The 18796-nt window shown below is 51.8% G+C and carries 20 protein-coding genes and 1 riboswitch; of the genes, 9 read left to right on the top strand and 11 right to left on the bottom strand.

Annotated features, from left to right (window positions below):
• Positions 1–35 precede the first annotated feature (35 nt).
• Positions 36–1409: an MFS transporter gene (locus WB371_RS14915; RefSeq protein ID WP_336220830.1), complete on the bottom strand. Its 1374-nt coding sequence runs from the start codon at positions 1407–1409 to the stop codon at positions 36–38.
• 176 nt (positions 1410–1585) lie between these two features.
• On the opposite strand from WB371_RS14915, the gene kdgR reads away from it, so the two are divergent.
• Positions 1586–2377 carry a DNA-binding transcriptional regulator KdgR gene (gene kdgR / locus WB371_RS14910; RefSeq protein ID WP_336220829.1) on the top strand — a complete coding sequence of 264 codons (792 nt, stop codon included), beginning with the start codon at positions 1586–1588 and terminating at the stop codon, positions 2375–2377.
• 178 nt (positions 2378–2555) lie between these two features.
• Here kdgR and WB371_RS14905 read toward each other — a convergent pair whose 3' ends face one another.
• Positions 2556–2795 carry a YobH family protein gene (locus tag WB371_RS14905; protein WP_336220828.1) on the bottom strand — a complete coding sequence of 80 codons (240 nt, stop codon included), beginning with the start codon at positions 2793–2795 and terminating at the stop codon, positions 2556–2558.
• A 160-nt stretch (positions 2796–2955) separates the two neighbouring features.
• Here WB371_RS14905 and mgrB point away from each other — a divergent pair, with 160 nt between their 5' ends.
• The 6 genes from mgrB to rlmA all read left to right on the top strand — a co-directional run bounded on the left by mgrB (position 2956) and on the right by rlmA (position 7306).
• On the top strand, positions 2956–3099 hold the full coding sequence (gene mgrB / locus WB371_RS14900) for a PhoP/PhoQ regulator MgrB (protein ID WP_042318479.1): 144 nt from the start codon (positions 2956–2958) through the stop codon (positions 3097–3099).
• Between the two features lie 74 nt (positions 3100–3173).
• Positions 3174–3461 (top strand): YebO family protein, encoded by a 288-nt coding sequence (locus WB371_RS14895; protein ID WP_336220827.1) that lies wholly within the window; start codon positions 3174–3176, stop codon positions 3459–3461.
• 642 nt (positions 3462–4103) lie between these two features.
• Positions 4104–4247, top strand: a complete 144-nt coding sequence (locus WB371_RS14890) for a DUF2627 domain-containing protein (protein ID WP_043000402.1) — start codon at positions 4104–4106, stop codon at positions 4245–4247.
• Between the two features lie 12 nt (positions 4248–4259).
• Positions 4260–4469, top strand: coding sequence for a transcription antiterminator/RNA stability regulator CspE (cspE, locus tag WB371_RS14885; RefSeq protein ID WP_001062678.1), 210 nt, complete (start codon positions 4260–4262; stop codon positions 4467–4469).
• 218 nt (positions 4470–4687) lie between these two features.
• Positions 4688–6433: a peptidoglycan glycosyltransferase FtsI gene (gene ftsI / locus WB371_RS14880; RefSeq protein ID WP_336220826.1), complete on the top strand. Its 1746-nt coding sequence runs from the start codon at positions 4688–4690 to the stop codon at positions 6431–6433.
• Between the two features lie 63 nt (positions 6434–6496).
• Positions 6497–7306, top strand: a complete 810-nt coding sequence (gene rlmA, locus WB371_RS14875) for a 23S rRNA (guanine(745)-N(1))-methyltransferase (protein ID WP_336220825.1) — start codon at positions 6497–6499, stop codon at positions 7304–7306.
• Here the strand turns inward: rlmA and mntP are convergent.
• The 5 genes from mntP to manX all read right to left on the bottom strand — a co-directional run bounded on the left by mntP (position 7303) and on the right by manX (position 11490).
• Positions 7303–7869, bottom strand: coding sequence for a manganese efflux pump MntP (mntP, locus tag WB371_RS14870; RefSeq protein ID WP_336220824.1), 567 nt, complete (start codon positions 7867–7869; stop codon positions 7303–7305). The genes rlmA and mntP overlap by 4 nt on opposite strands.
• A gap of 116 nt (positions 7870–7985) precedes the next feature.
• Positions 7986–8089: riboswitch (yybP-ykoY riboswitch) on the bottom strand.
• Positions 8090–8286: 197 nt separating this feature from the next.
• Positions 8287–8745 (bottom strand): DUF986 family protein, encoded by a 459-nt coding sequence (locus tag WB371_RS14865; RefSeq protein WP_336220823.1) that lies wholly within the window; start codon positions 8743–8745, stop codon positions 8287–8289.
• Between the two features lie 54 nt (positions 8746–8799).
• Entirely contained in the window at positions 8800–9651 is an 852-nt protein-coding gene (locus WB371_RS14860; protein ID WP_336220822.1) for a PTS mannose transporter subunit IID, read from the bottom strand.
• A gap of 12 nt (positions 9652–9663) precedes the next feature.
• Positions 9664–10464, bottom strand: coding sequence for a PTS mannose/fructose/sorbose transporter subunit IIC (locus WB371_RS14855; RefSeq protein WP_336220821.1), 801 nt, complete (start codon positions 10462–10464; stop codon positions 9664–9666).
• Between the two features lie 57 nt (positions 10465–10521).
• Complete coding sequence (manX, locus tag WB371_RS14850; protein WP_336220820.1) at positions 10522–11490, bottom strand: PTS mannose transporter subunit IIAB; 969 nt, start codon at positions 11488–11490, stop codon at positions 10522–10524.
• Between the two features lie 148 nt (positions 11491–11638).
• Between manX and WB371_RS23840 the strand changes: the two genes are divergently transcribed.
• Both WB371_RS23840 and yoaE read left to right on the top strand, forming a co-directional pair.
• Entirely contained in the window at positions 11639–11944 is a 306-nt protein-coding gene (locus tag WB371_RS23840; RefSeq protein WP_420704054.1) for a protein YoaL, read from the top strand.
• Complete coding sequence (yoaE, locus tag WB371_RS14845; RefSeq protein WP_336220819.1) at positions 11932–13491, top strand: CNNM family cation transport protein YoaE; 1560 nt, start codon at positions 11932–11934, stop codon at positions 13489–13491. Before WB371_RS23840 ends, yoaE begins: the two co-directional genes overlap by 13 nt.
• A 6-nt stretch (positions 13492–13497) precedes the next feature.
• Here yoaE and WB371_RS14840 read toward each other — a convergent pair whose 3' ends face one another.
• The 4 genes from WB371_RS14840 to pabB form a co-directional block, all read right to left on the bottom strand.
• Positions 13498–15096: an EAL domain-containing protein gene (locus WB371_RS14840; RefSeq protein WP_336220818.1), complete on the bottom strand. Its 1599-nt coding sequence runs from the start codon at positions 15094–15096 to the stop codon at positions 13498–13500.
• 151 nt (positions 15097–15247) lie between these two features.
• On the bottom strand, positions 15248–16612 hold the full coding sequence (gene sdaA, locus WB371_RS14835; protein ID WP_336220817.1) for an L-serine ammonia-lyase: 1365 nt from the start codon (positions 16610–16612) through the stop codon (positions 15248–15250).
• A gap of 185 nt (positions 16613–16797) precedes the next feature.
• Positions 16798–17376 (bottom strand): CoA pyrophosphatase, encoded by a 579-nt coding sequence (locus tag WB371_RS14830; RefSeq protein WP_336220816.1) that lies wholly within the window; start codon positions 17374–17376, stop codon positions 16798–16800.
• Between the two features lie 3 nt (positions 17377–17379).
• A complete protein-coding gene (gene pabB, locus WB371_RS14825; protein ID WP_336220815.1) occupies positions 17380–18741 on the bottom strand; it encodes an aminodeoxychorismate synthase component 1 in 1362 nt (453 codons plus the stop codon).
• Positions 18742–18796 lie beyond the last annotated feature (55 nt).

The raw sequence follows: 18796 nt of genomic DNA, 5'->3' as shown, positions 1-18796 counted from the left end.
TTCGGGTGAAAAGCGCGTCCTCGGACGTGCTTTTTTTATCCCTGTGCGCGAGGTTGCGTGATGCGCAAACCACTCACAATTGCCGCAAGGGTGGCAAGACACCCCGCAGCAAGCAGAGAAACATGTGTGCCATTATCACCGAACTGATTTAGCATGAGCGCCACCAGAGCCGCTCCTGAACTCTGTCCCAGCAGACGCGCAGTCCCTAACATCCCGCTGGCTCCGCCGCTGCGTTCACGCGGGGCAGAAGTGATAATCGTATGGTTGTTGGGCGACTGAAAGAGGCCAAACCCGGCGCCACAGAGGATCATCGGCCAGACGATATTGAGATCGGAAGGCGCAACCGGTAGCCATACCAGAGCAAACAAACCGCATGCCATCACCATAAGCCCGAGTGCGCCAAGTAAACCGGCATGAACGCGCTCAATCAGATAACCCGCCAGCGGAGCCATCACCATGGTTGCCAGAGGCCAGGGCGTCAGTAACAGACCCGTTTCAACTTCACTGCGTCCCAGCACCGTTTGCAGGTAGAAGGGAAGCGAAACCATTGCCAGCATTTGCGCGCAGAACGAACAGACAGAGGTGCCAATTGACAGGGAAAAAAGCGGAATGCGCAGCAGGTCGACAGGTAATAACGGCACCGGCAATGAGAGCTGACGCCGGATAAATACGAAACCCACTACCATCAGCGCGGTCAGTTCTGCCGCAATCAGCGTCAGAGACTGACCCTGTGCAAACCCGCTCAATGCCGTAACCAGTAAGCCAAACGTCAGCGCATTCATCACGGCGCTGGGGAGATCAAAGCGAGGCTTATGACTGCGCGAAGCGTTTGGGGGAAGAAAACGAACCGCCAGAAGCAGTGCGATAATCCCTAAAGGCACGTTAATCAGAAACAACCACTTCCACGACGACAGGGAGAGAATGGCGGCGGCAAGCGTCGGGCCTGCAGCGGAGGAGACGGCGACGATAAATGAGTTGATTCCCATTCCTCGACCCAGATGACGCTGAGGGTAAATCAAACGGATCAACGCGGTGTTGACGCTCATTAGCGCCGCCCCGCCAAAACCCTGTGCCACACGTGCCATGGTCAACATTTGCAGTGAGTTTGAGAGCGCGCAGAAGAGAGACGCCAGTAGAAAGACAACCAGCCCGCATTTGTAGATGCGCCGATAGCCAAACATATCTCCCAGAAACGAAAGCGAAAGTAACGACACCACAATCGCGATTTGATAGGCGTTTACCACCCAGATGGAACGGGCTGCGGAGGCCTGCAAATCGGCGGCAATAGTGGGAAGCGCCACGTTGGCAATGGCCCCATCCAGTACCGCCATCGAAATACCGATAACGATAGTCAAAATGGCGCCGTAGCGTTGGGGAAGGGGCAGGCCATCGGCCAAAGATTGAGTCATAGGAATGATAGTTTCTACGAGGAATATGATCAGAGTAGTCATTCTAGCACTGATATTTCGGCTGAATCTCCCAGATTTGTAACGAAGTCAGCAAAGATGGATTGCGAGTGCCAGGACGGGAAATTATAATAAAAAATTGTTCTGATTTTTATAAAACACTCGTAATGAGGTGATAAATGGCTAACGCAGATCTGGATAAACAACCTGATTCTGTATCTTCTGTGCTAAAAGTTTTTGGCATTTTGCAGGCGCTGGGGGAAGAGCGCGAAATAGGGATTACTGAGCTATCACAACGCGTTATGATGTCAAAAAGTACCGTTTATCGCTTTTTGCAAACCATGAAAACGCTGGGATACGTTGCGCAGGAGGGCGAATCAGAGAAATACTCTCTGACGCTGAAACTGTTTGAACTGGGCGCTCGCGCGTTACAGAACGTTGACCTCATCCGCAGTGCGGATATTCAGATGAGAGAACTTTCCCGTCTGACTAAAGAGACGGTACATCTTGGCGCACTGGACGAAGACAGCATCGTATACATTCATAAGATTGATTCGATGTATAACCTGCGTATGTATTCACGAATTGGCCGCCGAAATCCGCTGTACAGCACCGCTATCGGCAAAGTGCTGCTGGCATGGCGTGATCCTGAAGAAGTGAAGCAAATTCTTGATGGCGTCGAGTATAAACGCAGCACCGATCGCACTATCACCACGACAGAAGCGTTAATGCCTGTACTGGATAAAGTCCGCGAGCAGGGTTATGGCGAAGATAACGAAGAACAAGAAGAGGGCTTACGCTGCATCGGCGTACCGGTATTTGATCGCTTCGGCGTTGTGATTGCTGGCCTGAGTATCTCTTTCCCGACTCTGCGTTTCTCCGAAGAGCGTTTACACGAGTATGTTGCAATGCTGCATACAGCGGCGCGTAAGATCTCAGAGCAGATGGGATACAACAAATATCCGTTCTGAATGACGATGTTCGTTAAAAAATAAAACTGCCGGTCGAAAAACCGGCAGTTTTACATGATTATCTAAATACAATTACGTTATAAACTCGCTGATTAGTTTATGTGTGTCGTTTATCCATGGTGATGAAGTGGATAAACTGGTTAATTTAAAAGCATCTGTTTCTGTAAAAGACCCGATATTAGCCATTATCAATAACAACGGTGCTTTTTCGTAATATCGGGCAGTCGGTCAGGCCGATGATGCCACTGTTTGTATGGACGTATTGCGCAGTTGCCGTTCCCCGCGCGGTGAGGTACGTGCACTGAAGCCCCAGTCCTGCGGCGTTCTCTTTACTGCCAATTAACACACCATAACCACTCAGTAATAATCCAATCCAGACAAGCGCACATAATACAACGGCGCGAATGATTACACGCATTATGACCTCTGTTCTTCTGTGAGTGATATTGAGCTTAGCGCCTACACTTATTGAAACAAGTGAATCATTCCTAAAAAAAGCGATAATGTCGCTGTTGTTAGCCCCGGTTTAAGATACGCATGTTAATTTAGCAGCATAAGATGTTGATGCGGAGAGTGGAGTGAAAAAGTTTCGATGGATAATCCTGGTCGTTGTTGTGCTTGTGTGCCTGCTGCTCTGGGCCCAGGTGTTCAATATCATGTGCGATCAGGATGTACAATTTTTCAGCGGAATTTGCGCCATCAATAAATTTATCCCGTGGTGAAAGCATTTTTGTATACGTTGATGTCCTTCCTCTGTGGCAGTGGTAAGATGGTCTGTCTACATTGAGGTGGTGAAATGAACGAAGTAGTGAATTCTGGCGTACTGAATTTTGCGTCTTTGATTGTGTCAATGGTGGTTCTGGTCGTGGGGCTGGTGTTGTGGTTCTTTATCAACCGCGCGAGCTCGCGAACCAATGAGCAGATTGAGCTGCTTGAAGCGCTGTTAGATCAGCAGAAGCGACAAAATGCATTGCTGCGTCGTCTTTGCGAAGCGAACGAACCGGAAAAAGTGTCTCAATCGTCGTCGACAGTAAATGACGATAAAGAGGATGATGACATCATCCGACTGGTTGCAGAACGCTGACATTGTGTGTGGCAGGAAGAGGGATGATGAACCCTTGCAGAGTCTCTTCTTCCTGTCTCATGTGTTGCCCGAACTTAGGGCAAGTATGATAAGCGCAACAATATCCCGCCATCACAGATTTCACCTGTTCACGTTTACTGTTGCTTAATTATATATTCTCATAAGTTAATGCGATGGTCTTCTCTGTTTTGTGAGAACGATCGGTTTTATAATAAGCGAAACGTTTCTCTCCCTATTTTTGTGCATTGTCATCATTCTTTCATTAAATTAGTGCATAAAAAGAATAGAAATCCAGAACCGGCAAAATTTTTCGCTATTACGAAATTTCGCCTATTTTGCGTTGAGACAAATTATGCATAACAAAGCAGAATTTGTACTAACAGCCAGTCGTTGCGTTGAGGTACTGGCGGCAGTGCGGTTTGTAGACTATGGTTGAAAAGCCCCGTCGGACTGCGGGCCTGGCGTGGGGACAGGAAGGAATCGGCGATATTGCGGTTTGAGTATTGATGCATAACCGTGCAGATACTCTGTATCGACTTGTGAGATTTGTGCGACCGATCGAGACACGTTTAAAAATGGCTTGCCATAATTAACGTTGTATGTGATAACACGTTTTGGGTTAAACGAGGTACAGTTCTGTTTATGTGTGGCATTTTCAGTAAAGAAGTCCTGAGTAAACACGTTGTCGTTGAATACCGCTTCTCTGCCGAACCTTATATTAGTGCCTCAAGCAGTAATGTCTCAGTTTTATCTATGTTATGCCTGCGGGCTAAGAAAACACTCTAAGGAATTTTGCAAATGGCAAAGATTAAAGGTCAAGTTAAGTGGTTCAACGAGTCTAAAGGTTTTGGCTTTATTACTCCGGCAGATGGCAGCAAAGATGTGTTCGTACACTTCTCCGCTATCCAGGGTAATGGCTTCAAAACTCTGGCTGAAGGCCAGAACGTTGAGTTCGAAATTCAGGACGGCCAGAAAGGTCCAGCTGCTGTTAACGTAACAGCTATCTGATCGACACCACTGATTTGAAGCGCTTATGCGCATCAACCTCAGATTTAAAGCCTCGCTGATGCGGGGCTTTTTAATTCATAATCCTTCCAAATATTTCCAAACCCGCTCTCATTAGCGCTTTGTTGCAAAGCCATGAGATTATTAGCATTGTTTTCGCCGATTTCCGCATGTCTTTCTCGTTAAATCAATCACCTGAATGATTTGAAGGGGGAGAACCGGTGAAAAAAAGAAGCGATGGCGCGGCAAGACATTTCACTCCTTTACGATTTGCGCTTCTTTGCGTGGCTATTTTGCTCAGTCTCGGGCTACTGCTAGGACGGGTCGCCTGGTTACAAATAGTCGAGCCAGGCTCACTGGTCAAACAGGAAGATATGCGCTCACTACGCGAAGTCACTACAGCCTCACCTCGCGGGATGATCACCGACAGGGAAGGGCGTCCACTGGCGGTGAGCGTGCCAGTGAATGCGGTCTGGGCCGATCCCAAAATGATACTCAGTAAAGGAGGCATCAGTGAGAACAAACGCTGGCAGGCGCTGGCGAAAGCGCTTCAACTTTCTCCTGAGGCATTGGCAGCGCGGATTGACCGTGAACCATCAGCGAGGTTTATCTATCTTGCGCGCCAGGTTTCTCCGCGCCAGGCGGAGTGGATCGACCGGTTGGGTCTTCCTGGTATCAACTTGCGCGAAGAGTCACGTCGTTTTTACCCGGCAGGACATATCGCCGCTAATTTGATTGGTTTTACCAATATTGATGGTCAGGGTATTGAAGGCGTTGAAAAAAGTTTTAATGCCCAGCTAACAGGCAAGCCAGGGTCGCGTCTGGTGCGTAAGGATAAATTCGGCCATGTTATTGAAAACATCGCTGAAGTAAATCCTGTGCCGGCGCATGAATTGCAGCTCAGTATTGATGAGCGGCTACAGACTGTCACAGAAGACGCGCTGGATAATGCGGTTACCTGGAATGAAGCGGATTCCGGAGCCGCAATACTTGTGAACATTGCGACAGGTGAGATTCTGGCAATGGCCAATTCTCCCTGGTTCAACCCGAATAACCGTGACGGCGCGAGGCTCGATGATTTTCGCAACCGCGCAATAAGCGATACCTTCGAACCTGGTTCAACGGTAAAACCGCTGGTTATTATGACGGCGCTACAGCAGGGCATTGTACAACCGGACAGCGTTATCGACACGCATCCCTTTGTTATTAACGGGCATCGAATTCGCGATGTGGGATTTTATCCGGAGCTGACGCTAACCGGGATTTTACAGAAATCCAGTGACACGGGAGTGTCACATTTATCGCTGGCAATGCCTGTTCAGCGGTTAATTGATACCTACAAAAGCTTCGGCTTTGGTCAACCGACCGGGCTTGGGTTGACCGGAGAGCGTCGGGGTCTGATGCCGCAACGCCGCTACTGGAGTGACCTGGATCGCGCAACATTTGCCTTTGGTTACGGTCTGATGGTCACCCCGCTGCAACTGGCGCATGTCTATGCCACGATTGGTAGTTTTGGTATTTATCGACCACTGTCCATTACCCGAATCGATCCACCTGTTATCGGCAAGCGGGTTATGTCGCAAGCGCTGGTCAGACAGGTAGAGCACATGATGGAGAGTGTCGCGTTACCCGGAGGGGGAGGGACGAAAGCTGCTGTCAAAGGGTATCGGGTAGCGGTAAAAACCGGGACGGCGAAGAAGATTGGCGACGACGGGAAATATGTCGATAAGTATGTGGCTTACACCGCGGGCGTTGCCCCGGCGAGTCATCCAAAATTCGCTCTGGTGGTGGTTATCAACAATCCGCAAAATGGGGCCTATTACGGAGGCGCAGTCTCCGCGCCGGTATTCAGTCAGATCATGGGGGACGTATTGCGTCTTGAAAACGTGGAACCTGATGGGATGCCTGCCGACTCCAGCCATTTGCTGGTGATGCAACGCAATAAGGATACATTCTCCGGGCGTTAAGTGATTTTCCCTGGCGGGAAATCGCGATACACTTGCGCCCTGAATTTCCCTGCCGGAGTTGTTATGTCGTTTTCCTGCCCGCTTTGTCATCAGTCCCTTGCGCGCGTAAATAATAGCTATGTTTGTCCGCAACGGCATCAATTTGATGTGGCGAAAGAGGGCTACGTGAACCTGTTGCCTGTACAGCATAAGCGGTCACGTGATCCGGGAGACAGTGGGGAGATGATGCAGGCGCGACGGGCGTTTCTGGATGCTGGTCATTATCAACCGTTACGTGATGCGATTGTTCAGCAACTTTCCGCACGACTGGACGATTCAGCGACTGCGATTCTGGATATCGGCTGTGGGGAAGGCTACTACACGCACGCCTTTGCAGATGCGTTACCGGCAGTCAACACCTGTGGACTGGATGTGGCAAAGGTTGCGATTAAAGCGGCGGCTAAACGTTATCGTCAGGTGACGTTCTGTGTCGCGTCGAGCCACCGTCTGCCGTTTGCTGATGCCTGTCAGGATGCTATCGTGCGGATTTACGCACCTTGTAAAGCGGAAGAACTGGCGCGGGTGGTTAAGCCGCGCGGATGGGTTATTACGGCAACGCCCGGCCCACGCCATTTAATGGAGCTGAAGGGACTGATCTATGATGAAGTCCGGCTTCACGCATCGCATACCGAACAACTGGAAGGTTTCAATCTGATTGAAGAGAAAACGCTCGCCTATCCCATGAAGCTGAGTGGGGAAGAAGCGGTGGCGCTCTTACAGATGACGCCTTTTGCCTGGCGGGCGAAACCGCATGTTTGGGAGCAACTGGCAAGCACTGAGAATTTTGCCTGCCAGACGGATTTTAGCCTTCACATCTGGCAGCGTGCGGATTAACCGTGAAAATGTGTCCAGAGGATCTGGGCGCCGATACCGATAAGCACCACCCCACCGAGAATTTCGGCGCGTTTTCCCAGTAACGGACCGATAAAGCGACCGACCATCATCCCCAGCGTCGACATGATCAAGGTGGCGCAGCCAATTGCCAGCGCTGTCGCAATAATATTGACCTGCAGGAACGCCAGACCCACGCCGACCGCCATAGCATCAAGGCTGGTTGCGATCGCGGTCGTCACCAGTAACCAGAAGCCATGACGGCGTAATGGTTCTTCATCCTCATCATCTGCACCACGAAAGCCTTCGATGATCATACGCCCGCCCAAAAAGACCAACAGAACGAAGGCAATCCAGTGATTCCACTCCAGTACGAATTTGCTGGCTAGCATACCTAATCCCCAGCCAATCAACGGGGTCAATGTTTCGACTGCGCCAAAGATCAAACCGGTGCGGAGTGCTTCAGAAAATTTGGGTTTATGCAGGGTGGCACCTTTGCCAATTGATGCGGCGAAAGCATCCATCGACATGCCGAAAGCGAGAATAATCGTTGCGGTGATATTCATGACAGCGTCCTGACCGGGGTTTCCATAAAACACATCACCGCCCCCAGTAAACATGCAGACCTGAACCTGGTGTTCATTGCGAATGCATAGCAGTTGATGTGCCTATGGTCTCGCCTGACTGAAATCTGTCTCAGTCCGTACGTGCCACGTTTTGCAACGAGTATGTTGACACGTACATTTCCGGAGTCTGGAAATCGGCTACTCCCCAAATGACGGCGCAACCTTAACATAATTTGAGAATATAAAACAACAACGGATAAATATTATTTTAGACCCACTTGAAAACGATTTTCATTTAAGTTTATTGGTAGATAAAACGTTAAAATAAATAACATTTATCCGGCAGAAATATAGCCTTGGCTATGTTTTTGGTAAACGTAAAATCAGGAAAAACATAGTTCAGGCTATGACGGTAACTTACTGAGAGGAAATGAGAAGTTTATATATCTTTTCGAGGTCATCGATATTTCGCACGCGAATAAGCAGGCGGCGTTGTTCTAATTGCATCACCAGAACGCCATCCTCAGATAAATTCATCTCTTTAATGCGGTTATATTCTATCCATACATTGGCGAAGAAAAAACCATGTTGCTTGAAGATGATCTTCGGCATCCGGATCCAGAAAATATAAAACCCCATCAATGCCAGTGCGCATAATAACCATGTGGTAATCATGGCGCCATGACTGGTGATGTTGTTATAGATAAGGATCGCAATTAAGCCGATAAAGATGACGCTGTCCACACGGCCACGGCGTAGCAGAGGGATGGTAAGCAGAGTGGGGCCATGACGGCGCGGCATGATGAACTGATCATAAATAGCGTAAACCAGTAAAACGGCAACAAACAGAACCAGCACCAGGTCCGTGATAGTCATTCATCCTCCAGATAAAAAAACGGGGCCAATTGGCCCCGGTAGTGTACAACAGTCTTAAAGACCAAGCAGACCGACAGCGTAACCCGCAATACCGATGACAAAGAAGCCAACGATAATCCACAGTGGGTTCACTTTTTTGCGCAGCAGCCACATACAGGCAAAGGTCAGCAGCAACGGAACCAGACCCGGCATCAATTGATCGAGAATGGTTTGTACCGTCGTCACACGTGTCTGTCCATCCTGACCGGTGATGGTTGACACCACCAGCGGAATGTTCACGTGTGTCCACTTGTTAACCAGCGCCCCCATGACAAACAGGCCGAGGATTGACGCCCCTTCAGTCAGTTTTTGCAGGAAGCCGCCGCCCATATCTTTAACAATATCGACACCTTTGCGGTAACCGTACGCGACGCCATAGTAACGGGTCAGCAGACGGACAGCGTTGAACAGAATAAAGAACAGCAGCGGACCGAGCAGGCTGCCGCTCATGGCGATGCCGGCACCCAGCGCAGCGAAGACTGGACGTACAGTACCCCAGAAAATCGGGTCACCCACGCCAGCCAGCGGACCCATCAGACCGACTTTGATACCGTTAATGGCGCCATCGTCAATTTCTGCGCCGTTAGCACGCTGTTCTTCCATCGCCAGCGTTACGCCGAGAACCGGAGCGGCAACATAGGGATGGGTGTTAAAAAATTCCAGGTGACGTTTGATGGCTTGTTTACGCGCATCGTTGTTTTCCGGATACAGGCGACGAATAGCCGGTACCATGGAGAAACAGAAACCCAGCGCCTGCATACGTTCGAAGTTCCATGAACCCTGAAACAGGTTAGAACGAATGAACACGCCACGAATATCACTCTGTGTGAGTTTTTTCTCAGTGATAGTTTTAGTCATATCAACCATTTCGCTCACCTGTTAGTCCAGTTCGTTATCGAGATCGTTGTTGCCAGCCGCCGCCGCAGGGGCGCCCGCTACGCGGTTATATTTCGGGCTCAGCTGAATGTACAGGATAGCCATTACCGCACCAATCACACCCAGAGCGACCAGGTTGAAGTTAGTAAAGGCCGCAGTGACGAAGCCGAGATAGAAGAACGGCATCAGGTAGCCCGCACGCATCATGTTGATGACCATCGCGTAACCCACTACCACGATCATGCCGCCAGCGATATTCAGACCGCCAGTCACCACTTCCGGAATCGCGTTCAGCATGCTCTGGACTTCGCTGGTGCCGACGGAAATCGCAACGATGACCGCCGGGATAGCGACACGCATTGCCTGCAGGAACAGGGAGGAGACGTGCAGCCAGGAGAGGGCCGTCAGGTTGCCGCTTTCCGCCGCTTTGTCAGCGGCGTGCTGGAAGGCGACGGTGATGGTACGAACAATGATGGTAAGAACCTGACCCGCAGCGGCCAGTGGGATTGCCAGCGCGATACCGGCGCCGATGCTCTGGTGACCGGCGATAACCAGCACGGTAGAGATAATGGATGCCAGAGCCGCATCGGGCGCAACGGCTGCACCGATGTTCATCCAGCCCAGGGCGATCATTTCCAGGGTACCACCGATGATAATACCGGTTTTCATATCCCCGAGAACGGCGCCAATCAACGTACAGGCCACCAGTGGGCGGTGGAACTGAAATTCATCAAGTACCGACTCCATACCCGCGATACATGCGACGATGAACACCAGCACAATCTGAAGAGTGGTAATCTCCATTGTACTTCTCCTATTGCTATACAGACTTATGTGTGAAAGCTCATTTAATGCCGCGTGTTATTTACCCACTTTGGCAATCAAATCCATCATTTTCAGTTTCTGGTCGGTGGACACTTTACGCGCTTCCAGCTCAATACCGCGGTCATTGAGTTTTTTAAAGGCTTCGATGTCCGTCGCATCAACGGAGATGGCGTTGTTAACCTGCGTTTTGCCCTGACGGAAAGCCATGCCGCCAATGTTCACGGAGGTAATTTTCACACCGCCCTCGACAATGCGCTCGACATCCGTCGGGTTGGTGAACAGCAGCATCACACGTTCGCCAGCGTATTTCGGGTTGTTGTAAACACGAATCATCTTGGCAACATCAACCACATGAGCGGTTACGCCCGGAGGCGCCACCTGGGTCAACAGCGTTTTACGCACGGTGTCTGCGGCAACTTCATCACTAACAACGATAATACGGGTAACGTTGGTTTCTTTGGTCCAGCGCGTCGCAACCTGACCGTGGATTAAACGATCATCGATACGTGCAAGACCTATTTGCATATAATCGTTCGGGCCCATCGGTTTTGCAGGTGCCGCTGCTTTTGGCGCCGCTGCGACGGGGGCAGGGGTCGGTTTTTCAACCGGTTTCGCTTTCAGCGCTTTCACGCCTTCGCGCCCGGTTTCTACTGCCAGCGCAACCAGCTCATCGAAGCCCGGATTGTCATCACGCGCCATCAGTGTTTCAACCAGCATTGGGATGTTCACCCCGGCGATCACTTCATAATGCTCTTTGTCGACGACAATGCGGCTGGCAGCGTTAAACGGGCTGCCTCCCCATGTATCAACGAGGAACAGCACGCCGCTACTGGTATCGAGTTTTGCTAACTGAGCGTTGTACTTTTCAATCAGCGTTTCGGCATTCTCGCCTGGGACGAAATCGATCCAGCCGACATTTTCCTGCTCGCCTAACAGCATTTCTGCCGTTTTGAGTAACTGCTCTGCAGCCCAACCATGTGTGCCTATAACAATAGCAATGGTCACTTGCTACCTCCTTTATTATCGTTAACACATCAACGTGAGAGATGTATTTGAATCGTCGTCCGCAATCGAATCGATTCAGATAAGGGTTACAATGAAAAACTCAGAATGTTCGTGAATTATTTTAGATAGCGAAAAAATATTTTATGTGATGAAGATCCGTAATTTAGCTTTAACCAATAAGAAATTTCGGAGTGTAAAATATCTCTGTTACAACTCTTTGCAAAGGAAGGTAAATCTTTGCCAAAAACACGTTGTCTCTGTTATGTTTACCCTCTGTTTAACCTACCAGGAGTATAGGGCACTAGCCCGCAGTATGGATCGTCACCGACGTCATTTCATCCTCAGGCCGCATCGCGCCTGTCCGTCTGGCATGTCATGCCACGCGTTTTGTCTGCACAATGTTTTATCGACTGTTAACCCTTCCTTCAGCAGGAGCTTGTCATGGAATTCTTAATGGATCCCTCGATTTGGGCGGGTTTGCTTACGCTTGTCGTCCTCGAAATTGTTCTGGGAATCGATAACCTGGTCTTTATCGCAATCCTTGCTGATAAGCTGCCGCCGAAGCAGCGAGATAAAGCGCGTCTGATTGGTTTATCTCTCGCACTGATTATGCGTCTGGCCCTGCTGTCCATTATTTCGTGGATGGTCACCCTGACAAAACCGCTGTTCTCCGTGATGGATTTCACCTTCTCAGGCCGCGATCTGATTATGCTGCTGGGGGGGATCTTCTTGTTATTCAAAGCGACAACGGAACTCCATGAACGTCTTGAGAACCGTGAGCATGACGCCGGGCACGGCAAAGGCTATGCAAGCTTTTGGGTTGTCGTTACCCAAATCGTCATTTTAGACGCGGTGTTCTCACTGGATGCTGTCATTACCGCTGTCGGTATGGTTAACCATCTGCCGGTGATGATGGCTGCGGTGGTGATTGCGATGGCTGTGATGCTACTGGCGTCGAAGCCGCTGACGCGTTTCGTCAACCAACATCCGACCGTGGTAGTGCTCTGCCTGAGCTTCCTGCTGATGATTGGTCTGAGCCTGGTCGCCGAAGGTTTTGGTTTCCATATCCCGAAAGGTTACCTGTACGCCGCGATTGGCTTCTCGATCATCATTGAAGTCTTTAACCAGATTGCGCGCCGTAACTTCATTCGCCATCAGTCAACGCTGCCGCTGCGTGCGCGTACGGCTGACGCGATTTTGCGTCTGATGGGCGGGAAGCGCCAGACGACGGTTCAGCATGAAACTGACAGTCAGGCGGCTGTGCCTGTTCCGGAAGGGGCATTCGCCGAAGAAGAGCGCTATATGATTAACGGCGTACTGACCCTGGCTCAGCGATCGCTGCGCGGAATCATGACCCCGCGAGGTGAAATCAGTTGGGTGGATGCCAATCTGAGCGTCGATGAAATCCGCGAGCAGTTGCTCTCCTCGCCGCACAGTTTGTTCCCGGTATGCCGTGGTGAACTGGATGAAGTCATCGGTATCGTGCGTGCGAAAGAGCTGCTGGTGGCGCTGGAAGAAGGCGTCGACGTGGCGGCTATCGCCTCTGCTTCTCCCGCCATTGTGGTGCCGGAAACGTTGGATCCGATCAACCTGCTTGGCGTCCTGCGTCGTGCGCGCGGCAGCTTCGTCATCGTGACCAACGAATTTGGCGTTGTGCAGGGGCTGGTCACACCGCTGGATGTTCTTGAAGCTATTGCCGGTGAGTTTCCGGATGCCGATGAAACGCCGGAAATTATCGTTGATGGCGATGGCTGGCTGGTTAAGGGAGGCACCGACCTGCATGCCCTGCAACAGGCGCTGGCGTTGGATAACCTGGTCGATGAAGACGAAGATATCGCAACCGTCGCGGGGCTTGTGATCGCAGTCAACGGGCATATTCCCCGCACGGGGGATGTGATTGAAGTCGCTCCCCTGAGCATTACGATTGTCGACGCGAATGATTACCGCGTTGACCTGGTGCGTATTGTTAAAGAGCAACCCGCGCACGATGAAGAGGAGTAATGGTCTCTAGCGCCAGGGAATAACGGGCGCCATGCGTCCGTTATGTCTGGGGGGCGGCGGTTGGCTGCCCGCCAGCCACTGCGGAAAATCACGCAGCGGCATCGGTCTGGCAAATAAATATCCCTGCAGTAAATCCACACCATGTCGGCGCAGATGCTGCGCCTGTTCCTGCGTTTCAACACCTTCTGCGACTAACTCGATATGCAACCGCTGTCCCAGCGCGATAATAATGTCGGTCACTGTCGAATTAACCGCATCAGTGCCAATCGCATTGGTAAAGGACTTATCGATTTTCAGAATGTCCGGGCGAAGTTTTTCAAGCCATGACAGTGAGCTGTTTCCGGTCCCGAAATCATCGATCGCCAGTTTGACATTTTTCCGGTGCAGCTCACGGACAATCCGATAATCCACGTCCCGCAACGCATCCCGCTCGGTCAGCTCAATCACCAGTTGTTGAATGGGCTGCTGGCTGAACCAGTACTGGTTGAGGTCTTTCAACAATTCTCCATGACGGAAATGGCTCGCCGCGGCATTAATACCAATATGGAACTGCCTGCTCATGGGAAAGACATGCCGCTGGCGGATAGTTTCTGCGATGACATAGCGTGTTAATGGCGCGATGAGACGCTGTTCTTCGGCAATAGGGATAAAAACATCCGGAGAAATCCAGCCCTGACGGGGGTTATTCCAGCGCAACAAAATCTCCACCCCCAGACATTGTTTTGTGTGGGCATTCAGTAAAGGCTGGCAAAAAAGCTCAAATTCCTGCTGCGCAATTCCGAGGCTAATTTCCCAGGTAAAACTCATCCGCCTGGCGGAAGCCAGCCATACGAGATAACCCACCATCAGGCTGAGCATGAATGCCAGTGGCAGTTGGTCCGGTAGCGTTTTAAACGCCAGTTTGTCTGCGCCGGGTCCTGTCACGCTGATGGTAAAAGGAAAGTGTTGTGACGGTAATGGATATCGGGCGTCACCGTCGAGGGGGGGCAATTTCTCGACTACCCCTTGCCCGAAAATGAGATGTCGATTACCGACCGTCAAACTGGCCCCCGTAATCAGTGGCGTACGTGGTTCGAGCAGCAGCCGGGTAAGCAGGTCGATGTTAACGATTTCCAGCACCCCATCTTTGCCGTCCGTCGACGCGGGATACCATTGAATAAGAACCGGGCTGCCTTTGATAAGCACGGGATCGATTGCAAGCAAAAGCTGTGCATGTGCCACGGGGAGACCGGGTTGAAGCTGGTTGACTGGAACGTTACGGTAGCCAAAGACGCTGGAGCAATACAGTATTCCACCTTTTACCAGTGCAATAGCACGTACCGTTTGCAGCCAGGCGGCCTGCTTGCGCAGCGGGAGGTGCGATGCTGAGCAGGGGAGTTCAATCAGCGGTAACAGGATATCGCGACCACTTTGCAACGGACGCAGGACGTCATCCAGGGTGGTTACCGCGCGAGCGGCATAGGTGGCGATGCGCTGCTGATTTAAATTCCGCTCCGAAATAAATCGGATGCCCAGTGTCAGGATGAGCGTGATGAGCGCACAGAGTACGCAGAGGATAAAACGATTGCGGCGATATTTTTTAATGATTCGTTGTGCTGTCTGCATGCCGGCCACCTGACAACCGTAAGCCACTAAAGCCAACCGTAACAGTGCAAGTGTAGTGGGGAAACCACAGGCAGACGAGAAAGGGGGATAAATTTCGCCCATCCGTTGCAGATGGGCGAAGAGTGAGTATTAGATTTGCTTTATGATTTGTTTAGTCACACTGAACTTTAATCGCCAGACCGCCACGCGATGTTTCACGGTATTTGGCGTTCATATCTTTACCCGTTTCGTACATGGTTTCGATGACTTTATCCAGCGAGACGCGCGGGGCGCTGGTACGACGCATCGCCATACGTGCGGCGTTGATGGCCTTCACAGACGCGATCGCATTGCGTTCAATACACGGCACCTGTACCTGTCCGGCAACCGGGTCACAGGTCAGTCCCAGGTTATGTTCCATGCCGATTTCGGCGGCGACGCAAACCTGCTCCGGGCTCGCACCCAACAGTTCAGCAAGGCCAGCGGCTGCCATCGAGCAGGCCACGCCGACTTCCCCCTGGCATCCGACTTCAGCGCCTGAAATTGACGCGTTCATTTTATACAGCGCGCCGATAGCGCCTGCCGCCAGGAAATAACGGGTATAGATATCCGGGCTGACGGATTCGATAAAATGATCGTAATAAGCCAGAACCGCAGGCACGATACCGCACGCGCCGTTGGTAGGCGCGGTCACAACACGACCGCCCGCCGCGTTTTCTTCATTCACGGCAAGCGCGAACATGTTCACCCAGTCGATCACGTTCATCGGATCGTTAGAGAGCTTATCGCTGGAGACCAGCATCCGGCGCAGTGCGGAAGCACGACGAGGCACGCGCAGCGGACCCGGTAATACGCCTTCGGTATTCATGCCGCGATCGATACAGGCCTGCATGGTCTGCCAGACGTTGCCGAAATACTCTTCAATCTCTTTCTTACTGTGCAAGGCCAGTTCGTTTTGCATCGCCAGACCGGAAAGGGAAAGGCCGGTGCTGTTGCAGTAGTCCAGCATTTCAGTTGCGGATTTGAACGGATAAGGAACGCTTACCTCATTTGCCGCATCCTTACCAAAATGTTCTTCATCAACGATAAAGCCACCGCCAATGGAGTAATACGTCTTGCTGTAAACGACGTCATCGCCGTTATACGCATGGATCTGCATACCGTTTTCATGCAGCGGCAGGTTGCCGTTATGAAAACGCATCCCGTCGTTTTGCGGGAAATCCACTTCGTGCTGACCCTGAGCCAGCAGCAGGCGTCCGCGCGTTTCCACATCGCGGATGAAGCCCGGGATGCTATCAATATCCACGGTGGCAGGTTCATTGCCCGCCAGACCCATAATAATGGCGATATCGGTGTGGTGACCTTTACCCGTCAGCGACAGTGAACCGTACACGTCGACAGCAACCCGGGTAACGCTATCCAGTAATCCTTTTTCGACCAGGTCATCGACGAACTGTTTACCCGCCTTCATAGGCCCTACAGTATGGGAAGATGAGGGACCAATCCCCACCTTAAACATGTCGAATAGACTAATCACAATAATACTCCTGACAGGGTGACTGGAAACTTCCAGAAACGATGTAATAACTGCGCATAGTGTAAGAGGGAACGCGGGGATCGGCTTAACTATTCACATGAATTAAACTAATGAGTAACCGCGTTTTTACTAATGTTGTGACGGGAGTTTCAGGTTGTGTCTTCTGCGCGTAAAGATAAGTATAGTCAGGGCTTCATGCCGATTTGTAGCGCCAGCTCACGAATTATTCCGGCGGTCATGCCCCAGACGAAATAATGCTCATACCACGAAAGCCAGACGCGATGTGAATCGCCGCGTCGGTAAACATCCAGCGGGTGATAGCGGCCTAAATGCAGCGCCTGCGCCAGCGGCATTTCAAAGACCGCAGAAACTTCATCCTCACTGGCGCGCCAGGGTAGATCCGGGGGAATAATGCCGACCACCGGCGTCACCTGGAATCCGGTCACGCTGTCGACCGGCGGCAGCACGCCAATCACCTCCACGGCCTCGGGCGGAATCGCCACTTCTTCTTCAGCTTCACGCAGCGCGGCGGCAATAAGCGATACGTCGGTACTGTCTACCGCGTCACCGGGAAACGCCACTTGTCCGGCATGCTTACGCAGATGTACCGAGCGTTGGGTCAGCAGCATTCCCGGCTGAGGGCGACGAACAATGGGAATGAGAACCGCTGCCTGGCGCTGATTAAGTGACTCACGGTTGATCTGTGGGCGCAAAAGTTGAAAACGCGACAAGAAATCATCCAGCGTCAGACTCTGATTATCCACGTTTTAGTTCTCCAGTTGCTGCAGGATACGATTCACTTTATCAAAGGTTTCCTGATATTCCGCCTGTTCTTCGCTGTCTGCCACGATGCCGCCGCCCGCCGAACAATACAGTTGACCGTCTACGGCTATCAGAGTACGGATAGTAATGCTGGTGTCCATAGTCCCGCAGACGCTCAGATAGCCGATACTGCCACACCAGGCGTTGCGGCGGTGGGGCTCTAGTTCGTCAATGATCTGCATCGCGCGGATTTTTGGCGCACCGGTAATCGACCCGCCGGGAAAGGCCGCGCGCAGCAGATCGGTGGCATGGAGGGTGGACGGCAAACGGGCGGTCACGGTGCTAACCAGATGATGCACCGCCGGGAAGGGTTCGACAACAAACAGTTCCGGCACCTTCACAGAGCCGGGTACGGCCACGCGCCCGATGTCATTACGCATCAAATCGACGATCATCAGATTCTCCGCCCGGTCTTTTGGGGAATTCGCCAGTTTCTCTGCCTGCTTCCGGTCCGCGTCCGGCTGTGGCAGGCGCGGCAGCGTGCCTTTGATTGGTCGGGTCTGAATTTCACCCTCAGCCAGCAGAATAAACCGTTCGGGCGAAAGGCTCAGAATGACGCCATCCTCCAGGCGTAAAAACGCGCTGAACGGGGCGCGGTTGGCCTGATTCAGGCGCACGAAAGCCAGCCATTCATCGCCCTCAAAAGAGGCCTGAAAGCGCTGGGCGAGATTGACCTGATAACAGTCGCCGCTGTGCAGATACGCCTGCACCTGACGGAATTTCTCGCCGTACTGTTCCCGTGTCATATTTGACCGCCAGCCTGTGGTGAGCTTAAAGGGCTTACGTGAAGGCGGCATTTGACTTTCCAGCCAGTTAAGTCGCGCCTGCACGTCCGTGTGGCTGAGGAGTGTCACAACGCGGCGCTGATGATCGACGGTAAGCGCCCAGTCATAGAGACCCACCGCCATATCCGCCAGCGCGATATCCGGGCGGGCATGGCAGGGCAACGATTCAAAGCGACGCCCCAGATCGTAGCCAAACAACCCGAGCGCGCCACCCTGAAACGGTAAGTCTGTGTTAGCAGGCGACTGAAGACCCAGAGCAGATAACGCCTGTTGCAGCACCGCCATCGGGTCGTCATGCGTGACGTGGTTGCCCTTTGCATCGCGAATCTGCGTGGTCTCGCCGCGCGTTTGCAACGTACAAACCGGATCGGCCACCACAATATCGAAGCGGCTGTGCGGATGTTCCGCATGACCGGAATGCAACAGCATCGCCCAGGGCAGGTGGCTTAGAGGGGCGAAATAGTGTTCTGCGGCGTCCTGACGCCAGGGGAGCGTGATAATCGCGGGAGATAACGTCTTCATTGATCCTGACTGTACTGGCTATGTTCCGGGTAGCATGAAATAATTAGCGCAGACA

The organism is Citrobacter amalonaticus, assembly GCF_037053465.1.
Lineage (GTDB): Bacteria > Pseudomonadota > Gammaproteobacteria > Enterobacterales > Enterobacteriaceae > Citrobacter_A > Citrobacter_A amalonaticus_H.
Note: the sequence above shows the minus strand (reverse complement) of the source record. Positions and strands in the feature narration are given on the sequence as shown.

Coding starts and splice junctions, on each gene's coding strand:
- WB371_RS14915 (WP_336220830.1), bottom strand. CDS start 1,409: ATGACTCAATCTTTGGCCGATGGCCTGCCCCTTCCCCAACGCTACGGC.
- WB371_RS14855 (WP_336220821.1), bottom strand. CDS start 10,464: ATGGAGATTACCACTCTTCAGATTGTGCTGGTGTTCATCGTCGCATGT.
- rlmA (WP_336220825.1), top strand. CDS start 6,497: ATGTCGTTTTCCTGCCCGCTTTGTCATCAGTCCCTTGCGCGCGTAAAT.
- WB371_RS14895 (WP_336220827.1), top strand. CDS start 3,174: ATGAACGAAGTAGTGAATTCTGGCGTACTGAATTTTGCGTCTTTGATT.
- WB371_RS14840 (WP_336220818.1), bottom strand. CDS start 15,096: ATGCAGACAGCACAACGAATCATTAAAAAATATCGCCGCAATCGTTTT.
- mntP (WP_336220824.1), bottom strand. CDS start 7,869: ATGAATATCACCGCAACGATTATTCTCGCTTTCGGCATGTCGATGGAT.
- WB371_RS23840 (WP_420704054.1), top strand. CDS start 11,639: ATGAAGATCCGTAATTTAGCTTTAACCAATAAGAAATTTCGGAGTGTA.
- WB371_RS14860 (WP_336220822.1), bottom strand. CDS start 9,651: ATGGTTGATATGACTAAAACTATCACTGAGAAAAAACTCACACAGAGT.
- kdgR (WP_336220829.1), top strand. CDS start 1,586: ATGGCTAACGCAGATCTGGATAAACAACCTGATTCTGTATCTTCTGTG.
- pabB (WP_336220815.1), bottom strand. CDS start 18,741: ATGAAGACGTTATCTCCCGCGATTATCACGCTCCCCTGGCGTCAGGAC.
- WB371_RS14905 (WP_336220828.1), bottom strand. CDS start 2,795: ATGCGTGTAATCATTCGCGCCGTTGTATTATGTGCGCTTGTCTGGATT.
- WB371_RS14890 (WP_043000402.1), top strand. CDS start 4,104: ATGTGTGGCATTTTCAGTAAAGAAGTCCTGAGTAAACACGTTGTCGTT.
- WB371_RS14865 (WP_336220823.1), bottom strand. CDS start 8,745: ATGACTATCACGGACCTGGTGCTGGTTCTGTTTGTTGCCGTTTTACTG.
- yoaE (WP_336220819.1), top strand. CDS start 11,932: ATGGAATTCTTAATGGATCCCTCGATTTGGGCGGGTTTGCTTACGCTT.
- cspE (WP_001062678.1), top strand. CDS start 4,260: ATGGCAAAGATTAAAGGTCAAGTTAAGTGGTTCAACGAGTCTAAAGGT.